At 52.7% G+C, this 17,542-nt stretch carries 12 protein-coding genes; 8 read left to right on the top strand and 4 right to left on the bottom strand.

The genetic code is table 11. The features are described 5' to 3' along the window. The first annotated feature begins 356 nt into the window (after nt 1-356). Entirely contained in the window at nt 357-1,403 is a 1,047-nt protein-coding gene (locus tag GX117_03860) for a type IV pilus twitching motility protein PilT (protein ID NLO32479.1), read from the top strand. A 4-nt stretch (nt 1,404-1,407) separates the two neighbouring features. Beyond that, entirely contained in the window at nt 1,408-3,672 is a 2,265-nt protein-coding gene (locus tag GX117_03855; protein NLO32478.1) for a hypothetical protein, read from the top strand. A 15-nt stretch (nt 3,673-3,687) separates the two neighbouring features. Here GX117_03855 and GX117_03850 read toward each other — a convergent pair whose 3' ends face one another. Next, complete coding sequence (locus GX117_03850; protein NLO32477.1) at nt 3,688-4,653, bottom strand: metallophosphoesterase; 966 nt, start codon at nt 4,651-4,653, stop codon at nt 3,688-3,690. Nucleotides 4,654-4,912: 259 nt separating this feature from the next. Here GX117_03850 and GX117_03845 point away from each other — a divergent pair, with 259 nt between their 5' ends. Beyond that, nucleotides 4,913-7,315 carry a 3-hydroxyacyl-CoA dehydrogenase/enoyl-CoA hydratase family protein gene (locus tag GX117_03845; GenBank protein NLO32476.1) on the top strand — a complete coding sequence of 801 codons (2,403 nt, stop codon included), beginning with the start codon at nt 4,913-4,915 and terminating at the stop codon, nt 7,313-7,315. 14 nt (nt 7,316-7,329) lie between these two features. After that, nucleotides 7,330-8,496 carry a thiolase family protein gene (locus GX117_03840; GenBank protein ID NLO32475.1) on the top strand — a complete coding sequence of 389 codons (1,167 nt, stop codon included), beginning with the start codon at nt 7,330-7,332 and terminating at the stop codon, nt 8,494-8,496. Between the two features lie 64 nt (nt 8,497-8,560). Here the strand turns inward: GX117_03840 and GX117_03835 are convergent, their stop codons facing one another. Then, nucleotides 8,561-9,421, bottom strand: a complete 861-nt coding sequence (locus GX117_03835; protein ID NLO32474.1) for a glycosyltransferase — start codon at nt 9,419-9,421, stop codon at nt 8,561-8,563. 337 nt (nt 9,422-9,758) lie between these two features. Here GX117_03835 and GX117_03830 point away from each other — a divergent pair, with 337 nt between their 5' ends. Beyond that, nucleotides 9,759-11,024: a nucleotide sugar dehydrogenase gene (locus GX117_03830; GenBank protein NLO32473.1), complete on the top strand. Its 1,266-nt coding sequence runs from the start codon at nt 9,759-9,761 to the stop codon at nt 11,022-11,024. A 7-nt stretch (nt 11,025-11,031) separates the two neighbouring features. Here the strand turns inward: GX117_03830 and rfbA are convergent, their stop codons facing one another. Beyond that, nucleotides 11,032-11,913: a glucose-1-phosphate thymidylyltransferase RfbA gene (rfbA, locus tag GX117_03825; GenBank protein ID NLO32472.1), complete on the bottom strand. Its 882-nt coding sequence runs from the start codon at nt 11,911-11,913 to the stop codon at nt 11,032-11,034. Then, nucleotides 11,910-12,947 (bottom strand): dTDP-glucose 4,6-dehydratase, encoded by a 1,038-nt coding sequence (rfbB, locus tag GX117_03820; protein ID NLO32471.1) that lies wholly within the window; start codon nt 12,945-12,947, stop codon nt 11,910-11,912. Before rfbB ends, rfbA begins: the two co-directional genes overlap by 4 nt. Before the next feature lie 309 nt (nt 12,948-13,256). Between rfbB and GX117_03815 the strand changes: the two genes are divergently transcribed. From GX117_03815 to GX117_03805, 3 genes are all read left to right on the top strand, one after another. Further along, complete coding sequence (locus tag GX117_03815; protein NLO32470.1) at nt 13,257-15,080, top strand: hypothetical protein; 1,824 nt, start codon at nt 13,257-13,259, stop codon at nt 15,078-15,080. 259 nt (nt 15,081-15,339) lie between these two features. After that, the gene (locus GX117_03810; GenBank protein NLO32469.1) at nt 15,340-16,653 is read left to right on the top strand and encodes a hypothetical protein; all 1,314 of its coding nucleotides are present in this window, start codon (nt 15,340-15,342) and stop codon (nt 16,651-16,653) included. Continuing rightward, nucleotides 16,650-17,542, top strand: an 893-nt coding sequence (locus GX117_03805; GenBank protein NLO32468.1) for a hypothetical protein, incomplete at its 3' end; no start/stop codon positions are given. The genes GX117_03810 and GX117_03805, both read left to right, overlap by 4 nt.

The raw sequence follows: 17,542 nt of genomic DNA, 5'->3' as shown, positions 1-17,542 counted from the left end.
CAGAGGATTTTGAAGACTATGAGTATAACCCGTGACGCACCTTCATTCAGTTCTTTGTGCTTCGCACTGCTTGCCTGTTTATGGCTTGTGCCGCCCTGCTGCGACTCATGAGGTCTGAACCGGTCACTGGAACTCTTCGCCGTCGCCGCCACCGAGGAATGGTGGACAATTTGTTTTGTATCCCCTCCCTGTGTTCGCAGGTTCAAAAAGAAGTCATAGCAACACGCGTATACAATCTGATATCCTAATAGGGTCTGGGCTATTCGTATAAGTTTGTAAATGGATTTCGAGTGTGTAAACGACACAGTGTAATCACCGGTTATCGCCGTCTTTCGCTGTAATTCCGAAAGGGAACGATGAATATACAGAGTCTGTTTGATCTTGTTCGCCGTGAGAATGCCTCCGATTTAATAATCAGCGCCAATGCCCCCCCTATTTTACGGATTAACGGTCAACTTTACCGTCAAAAGACAAATGCATTGACGTCGGAACAAACGCAAACGCTCATTTACAGTTTTTTAACGAAAGAGCAGCAGCTCACCTTTGAGAAATATAAGGAGTTGGATTTTTCCCTCGCCTCAAGCGACGGTCATCGTTTCCGCGTAAATACCTACTACCAGAAGGGGGCGGTCACGGCGGCACTGCGCCCTATCCCTGAAGAAATCCCCAGTCTTTCGGAACTCGGTTTACCTGACCACATTGCCGACTTGGCGAAATATAAACAAGGGCTCGTCATGGTGACAGGTCCGACAGGAAGCGGTAAAACCACCACCTTAGCATCCCTTATTGATCTGATCAACACCCACCGTGCCTGTCATATCCTCACGATTGAAGATCCCATTGAATATCTGCACCCCCACCGACGCAGTATTGTGGATCAGCGTGAGGTGGGCAATGACACGCACAGCTTTTCCAGTGCGTTGAAGTATGTGTTGAGACAAGACCCGGATGTCATTTTGATTGGTGAGATGCGCGATATCGAAACCATTCAGGCGGCACTCACAGCGGCTGAAACGGGCCACCTCATTTTTGCGACGCTCCATACCAATGACGCTATCCAAGCCGTAGACCGCATAACCGACGTATTCCCCGCCATCCAACAACAACAAATCCGATTCCAATTGTCTCTTACCTTGTTGGCGGTGATTTCACAACGGCTCTTACCCCATAAAGAGAAGAAGCAGCGCATACTTGCCTATGAAGTCTTACGCAACAACCAAGCTATTGCCAATTTGATACGTGAAAATAAAACTCATCAAATTTACAGTATTTTGGAAACGAGCGCGAAGGTGGGCATGACGACCATGGACCGCAGCCTTAAAACGCTGTATCTTGAAAACCGTATCAGTTATGACGATGCCGTCGCGTTAATGCGCAACCCTAAAGAATTGGAAGAAGGATAAGACAATGATGCTTTTCTGCGCTCTCATGAGCAGCTTCATGCTGTTTTCCACCATTGATTCGCTGCCGAACGAGGCACACGGTCTACACTATACCGAGCCGGCGCAGGTCTGGGATGAAGCCTTCCCGCTCGGCAACGGCATCCTCGGTGCATTGGTTTGGGGCGACGGCGCGCCTTTAAACATCTCCTTGGACCGTACCGATTTGTGGGATCTGCGCCTTGTTCCCGAATACTATTCTGAAGACTATTCCTACGACACCATGCGACAGTGGGAAAAGGAAGGGCGCTACGATGCGCTAAAGGCACTTTACGATGATCCTTATCATCGTCCGGCACCGACAAAAATTCCTGCGGGCAGAATCGAAATTACCTTTCCCGCAGCGCTCCCCTTTCTTGAAGGAAACTTGGATATTGCTGTTGGAGAATCACAGATCAGCTTAGGGGACGACGTTCAAGTACGCACGTGGATTCATGCCGAAGAGGCGGTCGGTTTTATCGAAATCCTAGGCACCACAGAAGCGGGATTTTCCTTAAAAGCACCCGACTTTTCCGGTGAACGCGAAAAGAAAACTTCCGAAGGCTTTGTCATGGGCAGTCTCGCCCAATTGGAATATGCGGCGCCGGAAGTCTCTTCAACACCAAATCACCTTTCCTACCGCCAGCAAGGTTATGAGGATTTCTCTTTTGCCGTTTCTTTGGAATGGCGCAACACAGACACAGGCATTCTCGCGGCATGGAGCATCGCCTCCGCTTTTGAAGAAGGTGATCCTCTGCAGCGCGCCCATGACCGGGTCCGTCATGCTCTCGACAATCGGGAGGCACTGCGCGGCAGTCATGAAACGTGGTGGCAAGAGTACTGGGGCAAAGGCCGCATCGCTGTACCGAATCCCCGCATTGAAAAGCAATGGTATTTAGAAATGTACAAGTTTGGTGCTGCGGCACGACGCGCTGCGCCGCCCATCACGCTTCAAGGTCCCTGGACCGCTGATGATGGAAAGCTGCCGCCATGGAAAGGCGACTACCATCACGACCTAAACACCCAATTAAGTTATTGGCCCTGTTACAGCGGTAACCGGCTGGAAGAGGGGCTGGGCTTTCTTGATTGGCTGTGGGAAAACAAGGGCAATGCCGAGGCGTGGACAGAACGGTTCTTCCACATGCCCGGCTTGAATGTCGCCATGACTACGGACTTGCGTTTGCGTCAAATCGGCGGCTGGCGTCAGTATACCCATTCCTCCACAACAGGCGCATGGCTTGCCCACCATTTTTATTTGCACTGGCAATATAGCCGCGACCCTCAGTTCTTGGAAGAACGCGCCTACCCCTGGCTCGAAGCGAGCGCTGTCTTTTTAGAAAAGGTAACCCATGAACGGGACGCAGACGGGTACAGACGATTGCCGCTCAGCTCATCGCCGGAAATCAACGACAACAAACCCGACGCGTGGTTCCCAACCATGACCAACTACGATAACGCGCTCATCCGCTGGGTCTTTGAAAAAACCGCTGAGCTTGCCTTGGAACTGGACAAAACACAAGAAGCGGAACACTGGCTGGAAGTTTTAGACACAATGCCGCCCCTCGCACTGGCGAAATCAGGGGCGCTTCTTATCGCTGCGGACTATCCCTTGAAAGAATCGCACCGTCATTTTTCCCATGCCATGGCGATACATCCGCTGGGACTCGTAGACCGCAGCCAGGGTGTAGATCAGGAACGAACCGTACGGGCCACCTTGAAGGATCTGCTGCGCCACGGCTCCCGTGCCTGGACAGGCTACAGTTTTTCTTGGTTGGCATCCATTGCCGCACGCGCGCAGGCGGGCGATACGGCGGCAGAGGCGCTGAACACTTTCGCAGAAGCCTTTGTCTTACGCAACAGTTTCCATTGCAACGGCGATCAATCGGGCAAAGGTTATAGCAACTTCACCTATCGCCCCTTTACACTTGAAGGTAATTTCGCCTTTGCCGCAGGACTTAATGAAATGCTGCTTCAAAGCCATACGGGTATCCTCTGTGTTTTTCCTGCCGTGCCCAAGCATTGGTCGGAAGCCGCCTTCACCACCTTGCGCGGCGAAGGGGCGTTCCTCGTATCTGCAACACGGAGCGGCGGCGAAACCAAGGAAGTAATTATTGAATCGGAAACAGGCAGGACACCCGTCGTTCAATGTCCGTGGAGCAAGGAAAGCGGATCGCTGGATGCTGCAACCATGGAAGAGGTCATGACCATCGTCCGTGACGGCAACCGCTGGACGCTCACGCCTAAAGCGCTATAAAGCCTTCATTTCTTTTTAAGACGTACCCGCTTCAGGCAGGGATTCCGCTCCGCGATGCCAATCATCGGCATAGTGCCACGGATAGACTCGAATACCGCCCTCATCCACCACCAACTCGGTGAAGCCCGCGCTGCGCTTGGCGCTTTCATAAAAGAGGGCGCTCGTCGTGATGTGGGTCAAGGAAGGATAAAGCGGATCAGAGGAATGGCTGAACACGTGTACATGACCGGCGAGGTAGTGGAGGTCTCTGCCTGATTCGCCCAAGAGCCGCCGCAGTGCCGCACCGCCTCCCAAGCGCCTGCCATAATCAGATTGATAGTTTAACGTGCGATTAAGCACGGGATAATGGGCAAGCACAATCATCTGCTCTGCAGTCACAGATTCAAGCAATTCCGCCGTCGCCTTCATTGTCTGCTGTCCTATATACCCACGAGAGGAGATAAGATTCGGGCGTACGGTGGGAATCTGCAAGAGGGCGCACGTTGCCGTGAGTTCGCTCAAAAGCGGAGTATCGGTAAGCGGCGCATATTTCCCGCAATAGCCTTGAAACCGTCCTTTGCGCTGCGCTTCGAAGGTATAGCAATCATGATTGCCGGGTACTACATAAAGGGCGGGACAACGGGATGCCACTTGATCTAAAAACTGCGCCGCCTGTTGGAATTCTTCGTCCGTTGCGGTGGAAGTTAAATCACCGCCCACAAACACAGCGTCCACATCCATGGCGCTGAGTGTATCCAGAAAGGATTGGGCACGATGGATGTGTAAATGGCGGTGGCGGCGCAAGGCAAGATTCAAATTGCCTAAGAATCGCTTATTCATGAGGCGCAACGGATTGCGTACAATGCTCCAGAAATGCAGGTCAGTAATGTGAATAAAACGCGCCATATAAATGCCTTCTATTGTTGTTGTTTCAAGGGTTTTGGCGTCGGAGGAGCCATGAGTGCTGAAGCCGGCGGACGCGGTACCCACGCCAAATTTCACGGGCAGCGGTGCCGACGTCTTCCGCCGAAACAAGCACTATAGCCATATGGTACCTTATCGGCGCTTCGGGAACAAGACCCTTTAGTTTTTGTTTACTTGAACAGTCTTTTGTGGGAACTTATTTTATGTCTTCAAAATTAGTTGTTGTAAATAGTTGAAGTTGCCCTTTAAATGATGTACTATAGATTTACTTAACGACCGTTAAGTATACATTGTAAGGCCCATGTTGCGAGTCAAAGAATAAAGGAGATTGTATGCCATGAGGGAAATAAAACGTGTCGCAGTATTGGGTTCGGGCGTTATGGGAGCCGCCATTGCCGGTCATCTTGCAAATTGCGGAATACCCAGTTTAATGCTCGATATTGTACCCCCCAATTTGTCTGAGGCGGACAAAACCAACCAGGCTAAACGGAACGCCATCGCCGCGGGTGCGCGGGCGGCGTTGCTCAAAGCCAAACCTGCGCCTCTCTATGTAAAGTCCTATCTCGATATGATTGAGATAGGCAACTTCGAGGATGACATGCCGAAAATTTCCGATTGCGACATGATCATCGAAGTGGTGATCGAGCGGCTGGACATCAAAAAGAAGATTTTTGCAGAAGTCGCGAAGTACCGCAAAGCGGGCAGCGTCGTCAGTTCCAACACGAGCGGCATTCTTATTTCCGCGATGGCTGAAGATATGCCCGAGGAAATGGCTCAGCATTTTTTAGGCACCCACTTCTTCAATCCACCCCGTTACTTGAAGCTCCTGGAAGTGATTCCCACGGCCAAGACCAGCCCTGAAGTAGTCAAGGAAGTGGGCGCTTTCGGCGAAAACGTTTTAGGCAAAGGCATTGTTTACGCCAAAGATACGCCTAACTTTGTCGCCAACCGTATCATCACCTTTGCCATGCAGTATTTAATGCATGAAATGGTCAAGGCAGGATTAAGTGTTGAGGAAGTCGACGCCTTGACCGGTCCTGCCATCGGTCATGCCAGTTCCGCTACTTTCCGCACCGCTGATCTTGTTGGACTAGACACCTTGCAGAAGGTAGTTGCCAATGTCTATAACGGCTGCCCCAACGACGAACGCCGCGACCTGATGACCGGCCCCGCTTGGTTCGATCAGATGATCGAAAAAGGCTATTTCGGCAATAAATCGGGCTCGGGCTTCTATAAAGCCACGAAAGAACGCGATGAAAAAGGAAAACGGGTCATCTTGGGTTTGGATCCGAACACCTTGGACTATCGCGCCCCTATAAAACCGCGCTTCGCTTGTACCGGTGCGGCACGGAGTGCGGGAAGCCTAGCCGATAAACTTAAAATCATGCACTTTGGCGAGGATGAAGGCTCTAAGTTCCTTTTTAAATTCTTCGCTGAATTGGCACAATACGCGGGCAACCGTATCCCTGAAATTACCGATGACATTGTGAATCTGGATAATGCTTGTAAATGGGGTTTCGCTTGGGATGTCGGTATTTTCGAGACGTGGGATATTCTCGGCTTTGACGCCGTTTGTGAGCGTATGGCCGCGGAAGGCATCGCCCTGCCCCCCATCGCCCAAGCCCTGAAGGAATCGGGCGGAAAATCCTTTTACAAGACAGAAAATGGCGTATCCATGTTTTTCGATCTTGCCACCAAATCCTACCGTCCCATTCCCAAGAATCCGAACGAAGTGAAATTGATCAATATTAAAGCCGATCCCACCAAGGTGATTGAAAAGCTGGATGAAGCCAGTTTAATTGATCTTGGCGACGGTATCTTGTGTGTGGAATTCCATTGCAAAATGAACGCCATCGGCCCTGACATTGTCGCTGCCTTGAATAAAGGCGTTGACTTGCTTGAAGCCGGCAAATTTGAAGGCATGGTGGTGGGCAATCAAGGGCCCCACTTCTGCGCCGGTGCCAACCTCATGCTCGTTCTCGGCGATGCTATGCAAGAGAACTGGAAAGGTTTGGAGGATATGGTGCGCGGGTTACAGGGCATCGGCATGCGCATGAAATATTGTGGTGCCCCTGTCGTTGCAGCGCCCCACCATTACACCTTTGGCGGCGGAGTCGAAATCTGCCAACACACCGATAAGGTGGTGCTTGCTGGTGAAACCTATGCCGGTCTCGTGGAAGTAGGTGTGGGCGTCATCCCCGCTGGCGGCGGCACCACGGAACTGCTTGTGCGTGCCTTGGAATACATGCCTGCTAACATCCAGCCCAACGATGCTTTCCCCTTCGTGCGCCGTGCTTTTGAAAATATCGCCACGGCCAAGGTAGGCACGAGCGGCGCTGAAGTCATCGAATTGGGCTATTTCCGGACGAGCGATATTGTGCTGCCCAACTACGATCATCAGATTCAAAAAGCCAAATCCGTATGTCTGGGCATGGTTGTCGCCGGCTACACGGCTCCGCGCAAACCGCGGCTCTATGCTTTAGGTGACAGCGCCAAGGCCGCCTTTGCCGCCGGTTTGTGGGGCATGAAAGAAGCGGGCTGGGCGAGCGAACATGACGTGCTGATCAGCAACCATCTTGCCAATGTGCTTTGCGGCGGTAATCGCGCTGCAGGGACCCCCATGACCGAAGAGGATTTCCTCGATCTGGAATGCGAAGCCTTTGTAAGCTTGTGCGGCACGGAAAAAACACAGGCACGGATTCAAAACATGCTGGCAAGCGGCAAACCGCTGCGCAACTAAAGGAGATATCAAACATGGAAAATGTATATGTCGTTTCTGCTGTTCGTACGGCAGTGGGCCGCTCGAGAGCGGGCAGTGCCATCGCCCATGTGCGCCCTGATGATTTGGCTGCAGCGGTTATCGCAGAAGTCGTAAAACGCTCTGGCATAGCTGCGGAAAAGATTGAAGATTGCGTCCTGGGCTGCGCCTTCCCCGAAGCCGAATCAGGCATGAATGTAGGCCGCCTTGCCTTGCTTATCGCCGGGCTGCCCGACACCATTCCCGGCGAGACGGTCAACCGTTTCTGTTCCTCCGGCCTCGAAACCATGGCTATCGTCGGTGCTAAGATTGAAACGGGTTTGTTAAATGTTGCCATTGCGGGCGGCGTCGAATCCATGAGCCTCATCCCCATGGGCGGCAATAAACTCATGCCCAACCCCTCTCTAGTCGCGAGCAATCCCCGCGCCTATACCGGCATGGGGCAATGTGCCGACAACATGGGCAAAGATTTCAATATTACCCGTGAAGAATGTGATGAATGGGGCGTCATGAGCAATGAACGGGCGCTCCAAGCCATTGCCAACGGAACCTTCAAAGACGAGATTGTCCCGCTTCATTTGAAAAATCTACAGGGCAAAGACTTCGTCTTCGACACCGATGAAGGCCCCCGTCCGGGCACGACCATGGAAGGGCTTGCCAAGTTGCGTCCCGCCTTCGCAGGACCGGGCAGTAAAGGTATTGCCACGGCAGGGAACTCCAGTCAAACGCGCTGCGGCGCAGCGGCGACCCTTCTGGCGAGCGGCGAAGTTGTGAAAGAACTGGGTCTGAAACCAATGGCACGGCTGCGAGGCTATGCCGTCGGTGCCGGCGATCCCGGTTATCTCGGCCCGGCGCAGATTCCCGCCATTGACGCTGCCCTCAAACAAGCGGGCATCACCATGACCGATATCGGTTTGATTGAATGCAATGAAGCCTTTGCCTCACAAACGCTCTACGTGGCGAAACATTACAATTGGGATCGTTCCATTGTCAATGTCAACGGCGGCGCCATTGCTTTGGGTCACCCTCTTGGCGCCACCGGCGCGAAACTTGCCACTCAGCTGATTTATGAGATGAAACGGCGCGGCGTGAAATGGGGATTAGAAACCATGTGCATCGGCGGCGGTATGGGCGCTGCAGGCGTCTTCGAACTCTGCGATTAATCGCCGACCCATCGACTGAATGTTTACGAAGGGCTCCATGATCTACATGGAGTCCTTCTTCTATTTAGGGAAGCTCCTGTTTTTCCGCTGTCGAAGCGGGAAAATAATAGCGTTTGTAGGCGCTTGTCCAGCCCTGCCACAGCTGCCGCGCATCGGCAGCTTTCCCCTGCGTCGTCCACAGGATACAACGCGTAAAGAGCCACGCCCCATTGGCGATGGTAAAGAAGAGCTGCTTCCAAAACGAGCCTCTGTAAAAATGGAGCATGGCATAAACGCCGTTATGCTCTGTTACCCTTATGGTATCCCCCACGCGCTCCTTTTTCCCTTTATGCCGCACGACAGCCTTTTCGAGATAACGAAAAGCCATGCCTTGGGCCCGGGCGTTGATACACAAAAAGCTGTCTTCGAAGCCAAAGGGTATTTCCTCCCAAAATCCGCCCAACTCTTTAAACGCAGCGGCAGGAATGGCGAGATTACACGAAGGCCCAACATTCGCACGCTCAGGCTTGCAAGGCAGACTTTTACCGATGAAGGTGGAGCGCCGCGGCCCGTATTGGAGCTTAAGACTGTGATAGTCTAGAATTTCACCGATTAATACGGTCTTACCATCGTCATGGGCGGTCATCTCCTCCAGCCATGGGGCTTCAGGCACGGCATCAGAATCGAGAAAGATGAGTAACGGAGATTTCGCTTCCGCAGCCGCCAAATTCCGCGCGCCCGTAGGGCCCATGCGCCCCGGTGTCTTCAGACGGCGCACGTGGGGAAAGTCCCGCGCCACCATTTCGGCCGTGCCGTCGGTGGAGCCGTCATCAATGACGAGTACTTCCGCCTTCCACGCCTCCAAGGCTGCGGGCGTGAGGGCTTCAAGGCATTCACGCAGTTCTTCTCGCCGATTATAAACGGCTATGATAATGGAAGCGTTCATAGAGTGTGTAGTGACTTATCGTTAAAGCAGCTCCTTGGGCAGCCTTCGAACAACAGCCTCCCGAATGGAGCGCTGCCATAAAAAGGCACGTGCCGCCGGTCAAGATATCCTTTTCAAGGCTGGCTAAAGTATAGTATACTTACCCTGTTTTTACAAGAACGGATTACGGCAGCGGCTTGGAAGGGAAAATAACTGTTTCTTTCCCTAACCCATTCGATCTGTGGACTGCGCTCCAATGATAGCCCTGTGGAGAGCGCTGCAGATCACCACGTATATGCGCCGCCGCCTTGCCCTGTTTCCGTCAAAATTATCGCGTCGACCGGAAGGACAAAGTTTCATGAATACTGTGTGTGTATTGGGTCTGGGATACATTGGATTGCCCACAGCCGCTATGATCGCATCTGCAGGCGTTTCCGTTCTCGGTGTGGATGTACGCCGGGAGGTGGTGGACACCATCAACGCCGGTAAGATCCACATTGAAGAACCCGGTTTACCCGACATGGTGCGCGCCGCCGTGGAATCGGGCAAGCTTCGCGCCGCCATGAGCCCGGAAGAAGCCAATGTCTTTATCATCGCTGTGCCCACGCCGCTCACCGACGCCCATAAGGCGGATATGTCCCTCGTTGTCGCTGCCGTACGCTCCCTATTGCCCCATCTGCGCCCCGGCAACCTCGTGGTCTTGGAATCCACTTCGCCCCCCGGGACCTGCCGCGATCTCTTAGCTCCCTTGTTTACGGAAGCGGGCTTTACCATTGGTGAAGATATTTTCCTCGCCTACTGCCCCGAACGGGTCCTGCCCGGGAAGATCATCCGTGAGCTGGTCGAAAATGACCGCATCGTCGGCGGTATGGATCCGAAAAGCACCGCCATGGCGCAGGAGGTCTATCGTATTTTCGTGAAGGGCGCGATCAAACAAACCTCCGCCACGGCCGCCGAGATGATCAAGCTCATGGAAAACACTTTTCGTGACGTCAACATTGCCCTCGCCAATGAAGCCGCCTGTCTATGCGAAAACTTGGGCATAGATTTCTGGGAAGTGGCACGGCTCGCCAACCTGCATCCCCGCGTACATGTACACCAAGCAGGGCCGGGCGTAGGCGGTCATTGTATCGCCGTTGATCCTTGGTTTCTCGTGGAAGCGGCGCCTCAAGAAACTGCACTTATCCAAACGGCGCGCAGCCGCAACGATGCCATGCCGGGTCATGTTGTTGATACGGTCAAAAGACTGGTCAAAGGACAAAAGGATGCCAAGGCCGCATTGCTCGGACTCGCCTACAAAGCAGATGTCGATGATATTCGGGAAAGTCCGTCGCTGAAGATTGCCGCAGCTTTGGAAGAAGAAGGGCTCTTTGTGCAGTGCTATGATCCCCATGTAAAGCAGGCGCCTTGCGCGCAGACAACGCTCGCTGCCTGTCTGGAAGGGGCGGATGTAGTTGTGTTGCTCACTGATCACAAGGAGTTCAAAGCCCTTGATCCGAAGCAAGCAGCCCAAGGCATGCGCCAACGAATCCTCTACGATACGCGCAACGCCCTCAACCATGATAATTGGCGTGAGGCGGGCTTTACCGTCACCCTCTTGGGCTCAGGGCTCACCGCGGACTAAGCCTTTTTTAGAAGGACTGTTTTTCGTTATCAATGAGCCATTGTAAATAGGCGGCGTAGGCGCTCCGTCCCATCCGTGCCACTGCCTCTTTGATGTGCTCCTTGCCGATCCATCCGTTGCGCCACGCCAACTCCTCCAGGCACGCAATTTTCAATCCTTGCCGCTCTTCAATGGCTTGGATGAACATGCCCGCGTCCATGAGCGTTCGGTTCGTGCCCGTATCCAACCATGCCACACCGCGGCCCAAGGTTTTCACGCTTAGCCTGCCCTGCTCCATGTAAAGGCGGTTCAAGTCGGTGATCTCCAACTCGCCCCGGGCGCTGGGCTTCAAACGGCGCGCCAAGTCCACCACGTCAGGTCCGTAAAAATACAGACCCGGCACCGCGAAATTACTTTTGGGCTGTTTCGGCTTCTCTTCCAGACTCACTGCCTTGTGATTCTCGTCGAATTCAATGACGCCGTAACGTTCGGGATCTTTTACGTAATAGGCGAAGATCAGCGCGCCCTCAGTCAGTTGTGCCGCATCGCGGAGGAGCCCGCTCATGCTATTGCCGTAGAAAATATTATCGCCTAATACGAGCGCGACAGGCTCGCCTGCGCAAAAGTCAGCACCGATCAGAAAAGCCTGCGCCAAGCCTTCGGGCTCAGGCTGTTCCGCATAAGAAAGGCTCATACCAAATTGAGCGCCATCACCCAAAAGCCGTTTAAAGGCGGGTAAATCGTGAGGTGTGGAGATAAGCAGCACCTCGCGGATCTGTGCCATCATCAGCATGCTCAGCGGATAGTAAATCATGGGTTTGTCGTAAACGGGCAGCAATTGTTTGCTGACCGACACCGTTAAGGGATGAAGCCTGGAACCGGCGCCTCCCGCAAGGACGATACCTTTCATGCCTCTTCTCCCGAGCCAGATGTGCCGCCTCCTTCCAGAAGAGGCCGATACATGCGCTCATAATATTCTTTAAATTCGCCGCTTTTAATCTTGCGCCACCACCATTCATTCTCCTGATACCATTTTACCGTATACGCCATGCCCGCTTGCCACTCCATTTGAGGCGACCAGCCCAAGCCGCGCAGTTTCATATCATCAATGGAATAGCGGCGATCATGACCTGCCCGATCCTGTACGGGCTTGATCAAGGATTCAGGCGCGTCCAAGAGCTCCAGCACTTTATAGGTGAGCTCGATATTTGGTTTTTCGTTGCTGCCCGCAACGTTATACGCTTCTCCCGGCGCGCCCTGTCGAAAAGCGCAATCGATGCCCGAACAATGATCATCCACAAAGAGCCAGTCCCGCACGTTCATGCCGTCGCCGTATAAAGGCAAGGGCTCGCCGTCAATGGCGTTGGTGATGAACAAGGGCAGCACCTTTTCCGGATATTGGTAAGGCCCGTAGGTATTGGAGCCTCGTGTGATGACAATGGGCAATCCGTAGGACTCATAATAGGCGCGGCCGAAGAGTTCGCCCGCTGCTTTACTTGCAGAATAGGGATTGCGCGGATGGAGCGGCATAGACTCTACTGAAGACCCTTCTTCAACGCTGCCGTAAACCTCATCGGTAGAGACGAGCAAGATCCGCGCCGTCTCTAATTTCTGACAAGCGGCTAGGAGCGTATTAACCCCCGCCACATTGGTGTGAATGAAATCGGAGGCGCCTTGCAAGCTGCGGTCCACGTGGCTTTCCGCCGCAAAATGAACCACACCATCACAGCCGGCGAGGGCGGCCTCCACCGCTTGCAGATCGGCCACATCGCCCTGAATAAATTCATAGCGCTGCGAATCCGCCTCTTTGAGATTATCTAAGTTTCCCGAATAACAGAGCTTATCCAAGACCACCACCTGAATGTCCGGGTATTGCCGCAGCTGATAGCGTACAAACGCGGAGCCTATGAAGCCGGCTCCTCCCGTTACAAGAATCTTTTTCATTGAATTCCTTTCCTATATTCGCCGCCCTGCCTATATCATGAATCGCTGAATTCAGCTTCATCATATAAAATTGAGGGACTGTTGAACAAAGCCCCCCTCTTTTTGGGGACGGCTTGCATTTCAACCTTGCATCGGCCCGCGTAAATTTGCATTTGTATAAAGCCCTATCGTAGCATGAGTAGGGTTCATGAATAGAAACACTATGGAAGCTTTTATTTTCAAAAGCCGTTCAACGATCATAGCGCGGCAACGATAATTCCTCCCACGCTGTACACGAAACGATGTTAAACGGCGCTGAGGTATTGGAACATGCCAAAAGTCTTTGTTGGGGCAAGCTTAGCGAATGATCCCCATACGGAAGGGTTGTTTAAGGTGCAGCGCATCGCCAAGCGTGCCGGCATCCAATGCCTGATCCTTCCCCCATCGCCCAACCTTGAACCCTTGCTCCATGCCATCAAAGAGGTCAATCCCTCCCATATTGGTTTGAGTTATCGCATGTCCCCCGAAAAGGGCGTTGACGCCCTCGCCTCCACCCTGCATATCCTGAAGACCCAAGGCATGCTTTTTCAATCGGCTTCCCTGCCGCGCAAGTTCGGATTTGCAGCACTGCCCGAAACCATAGCACGCGTGCGAAGCAGCGCCGCCAGTTTCCCGGTGTCTCTATCCCTCTTCTCACAAACCCTCTCCCCTTTTGAACGCATGGAAGGGGTTCTAGATTACTTCGATATCCATGATGATCTGCGCGCCTCCATCTTGGAAACATTGCGCAGTGAGTTGTTCCCCAAAGGGATACCGGAACTGGATCAAATGGCGCACTATGTGCTGGAAGGGGAATTGTATCGCGATGAAAGTCCTTTGCCGATTCCCGGCTCTGCGGCGCAACGTCATTTACCAACGCGCATGAGCGAATCGACCTTACCGCTCCTGCGCACCCATTACGGTGTGCCGTCGAACACTATCGATGCCACCGTGGAAGGCATCAAAACCCTTGCCGAGGCACGAGTCATTGACGAAATCTCGCTGGGCTCATCGGATCTCTCCCAACGGTATTTTGGGAATCCCGAGGCCTTTCAGAACAAGAAAAATGACGGCGGCGTGCCCTATAAAGATGCCGATGATCTCAGGCAGCTCTTTGAAGCAACACGGCGCGGCAACTACCCCTCCATCAAACCCTATGCCCATGTGGCAGGCATTACCGAATTTATCGAAACCTGCCTCCAAACGGGCATGCTCATCGGCGCACACCAAGCGATTCCTCTATTTTGGTTCAATGAACTGGATGGACGGGGCGATATGTCCCTCGAAGAATCGCTCCATGAACATATAGCGGCGGTGCAGGTTCTGGCGCAAAAAGGGATCCCCGTCGAAATGAACGATCCCAACCATTGGTCATCCCGTTGGGCGCATGACACCATTATCGTCACCGATTACGCCCTGATAACGGCGGTCATGAATCGCTGCAGCGTGGCGGACATGATCTTCCAGTTCCAATTGAACAAGCCTGTAGAAACGGGCGACTTTGCCGATCTCGCGAAAATGACGGCCGCACTCCAACTCATTGACGCTTTCAAAGGAACTGCACAGGTCTGGCGCGAAACCCGTACGGGCATTGAGTATTTCGTGCCTGATCCGGAGACCTCCCGCTTACAACTCGCTCGTGCAACCTTGCTCCAAATGATCCTAGCGCCACACATGATTCATCTTGTCAGCTATTGTGAAGCTTCCCACGCCGCTACTGCTGATGATATTATCGAGAGTTCTCAAATTGTGCGCCGCGCTGCACGGGTCTTCGCACAAAACAAAGAGGTGCTGCTGCCCTATAAAGAGGATGAAGTCGTCGTCGACCGACGGGAAGACCTGCTTCGCGAAGCGCGCTATCTCCTGAAACAGATTGCCGCCTTGGATCCCAATGCGGCAGCGGATACCATGGATCTTAGTGCCTTGGCAAATCCCACCGTGCTGAAACGCGCCGTGGAAAAACAATATATGTCCGCCCCCGGACTCGTCCATCCCAACTATCCCTATCCGCCTTTTGTCACCCAGCCGGCTGCCTACGGTTTTTTTGATGTCTATGCCCCTGACAGCAAGACGCCTCTTACTGAAAAGGAACGGCTGGAACGATTGCAAGGATGATGGGAAAGCGCGAGCTTCTCATTCAGAGGACTGCCCATAAATTCGGTACACTTGATAAAAGTGTCCGATCTTCAGTATTCTTTGATGTGTTGCGGGAGGCGTCACAAGGCATTGCCGAAAATAATTCCAGACTCCGTAGGGCATAACACCATGGACCTCCCAATTTATATAGGCTATAAACCACTTCCCGAAAAGGACAGATGATAGCTTCAGACCTATCTTTCTACCAGCGCAGTGATAATGGGCGAAATCAATCCTTATGGATAATCTAGATAAAAAAATACCGATTGTTGTAATCCGCTCCAGCGACCATTGTTTTCTCGATATGCTGCGCTGCTGTGGTATTGCAGGGATACCGGTCATACCGGTCATCTTTACTTGGAAAAATGCCGGACCATGGATTTCCGAACATTCCACTTATTTTAAAGACCCCGTTACCATCCCTAATCCGGCAGAAGACGGCGAAGGCGCCATTGCAGCACTCCAAGAGTTGGGTGATCTTGCACAGCAGCGATATGGTCAAAAATTAATGCTCATCCCGACCAGCGACACGTCGCAGGTCTTTATCCAACAACACTTCGACACCTTGGCGCCCTATTTCTTACAGATGGGCGGTGCCGCCTTCGAAAGCTCTTGTCTGGATAAGATGCACAAATTTAATCAGGCGGAATTGTGGGTCGCCAACGACATTGACACACCGAAAAGCCTTTCCTGCACCGACGTCAGTCACATTGACACCATCTTGGAAGAAATTACTTTCCCTTGTGTCTATAAACCTGCCCTTAAAGATATCACCAATTCCTTTCAGAGCAGCCACGGACAAAACAAGGCTATCGAATGTGCAAACAAAACGGAGCTGCGCATTCACCTCAATCAAGAATTGGCGGCAGGCTATGATCTTGTCGTTCAAGAAAAAATTGAATTCACCCGTCTCGACGAAGAAATATCCTGTTACGTCTACTCGGACAAAGATCATGAGGTGCGCTGCTTCTCGGGACAGCATAAACTTGAAGAATTTCCCAAGCCCTACGGTACAGGCTATGCGAGCTGTTTTTGTTATAAACCGGAGTTGTTGCCTATTACCCGGCGCGTGGCGAAAGCGCTGCGCTGGCGTGGTTTTCTCGGCATCGAATTCATGAAGGATCGAAAGTCCGGCGCTTGGAAAGTGATAGAAGTTAATATGCGTCCATGGCTGTCCATCTATTTCCAAGCCTCCTTGGGCTTCAACTATGTGGAACTCCTGTATCGTGATTTAATGGGTTCATTGGACAGCGGAACGGAGATCATCCTGCCGAGTGAAGCCCTCTATGCAAGCGCCCACTACCGCCTCAATCTAAAGCTCTTTTTGTCGAAACTCTTTGACGGGTCACGATCGATGGAAGAGGCGGTGCAACTCATGAATGAATGGTTTGAAATGCATACAGGCAGCTATTGCCTTACTAACTACACCGTCGATGACCCGCAGCCCGGTATCTACGAAATAGAAACCATTCTGGAGCAAAGCGATCCTGCCCTGAGGGGCATCATGCGGCTGCTGCTTGCCCATTTGACGCAAAGCACGGCAATACGATGACCATGACGACCCTTCCTATAGGAATCTACGGGGTGAGCACCCAATCGGGCGGCGCTTTTTTGGCGGACTTCTTGTCGAAAGGGCTGACTGTTTACGGCTATGCCCGCGATACGAAGCATGGCCGAAATGCCGTATCCGACATGCAAGACGCCCAAGGCATCTATTTGGAACGTCCGCCCAATACCATCGGTGAACTGTCGCGGCTCATTCCTTTTGGAGCGAGCGAGATCGGCCATTCTATAGACAAACTCGTTGCCCATGCCCAGCTGATTGTGGTGGCGCACCCGGCGCAGCATTTAGAAGAAACAGCAACGCTATTGAAGGCAGCAGGGATTTTGGAACGGCGCATTCCGCTGATCCTCTCTCCGCCGCGAACCATTGCCGCGCCCTATATCTGGGAAATTCTCGGCGACGATTATCCCTTGGTCTGCTTTTCCACTTCCCCTTATTCCTCCAAATCCATCGCAGGCGGCGTATATATCAAACGGCGCAAACGCACCTGGATGAGTTCTCTGGAGGGAAATATTACCGATGAGCAGGCCGCCGCCGTTTCCCAGATTTTCCCGCAGGCGCTGTTTAATCGTATTGCCGCCACCACCTCACTGGGCAATATTGGCGCTATTTTTCATCCGACAACCTATTTGTTGAATTATAATGCCATTCAAACAAGAGAAGCGCAGGGACTGCCCTATTCTTTTTACATGGAAGGCATTGCCGATCAGCCCGAAGTGGGCGCACAGATTGAGGCCATTGATCAAATTCGCTTGCGTATTGCCCACCGGCTGGGCCTGCCTGTTTTCGGCTTGCGCGAAGAACCGCGGGAAGACGATTGGGCGCGTATCATGGGCCGTCTCCGCAATGCGGAAGCGCGTTTGGATGAAGCGGATAT

This window comes from Candidatus Hydrogenedentota bacterium, from assembly GCA_012523015.1.
Lineage (GTDB): Bacteria > Hydrogenedentota > Hydrogenedentia > Hydrogenedentales > CAITNO01 > JAAYBJ01.
The sequence above is the reverse complement of the archived record's forward strand: the minus strand, read 5'-3'. Positions and strand labels throughout refer to the sequence as shown.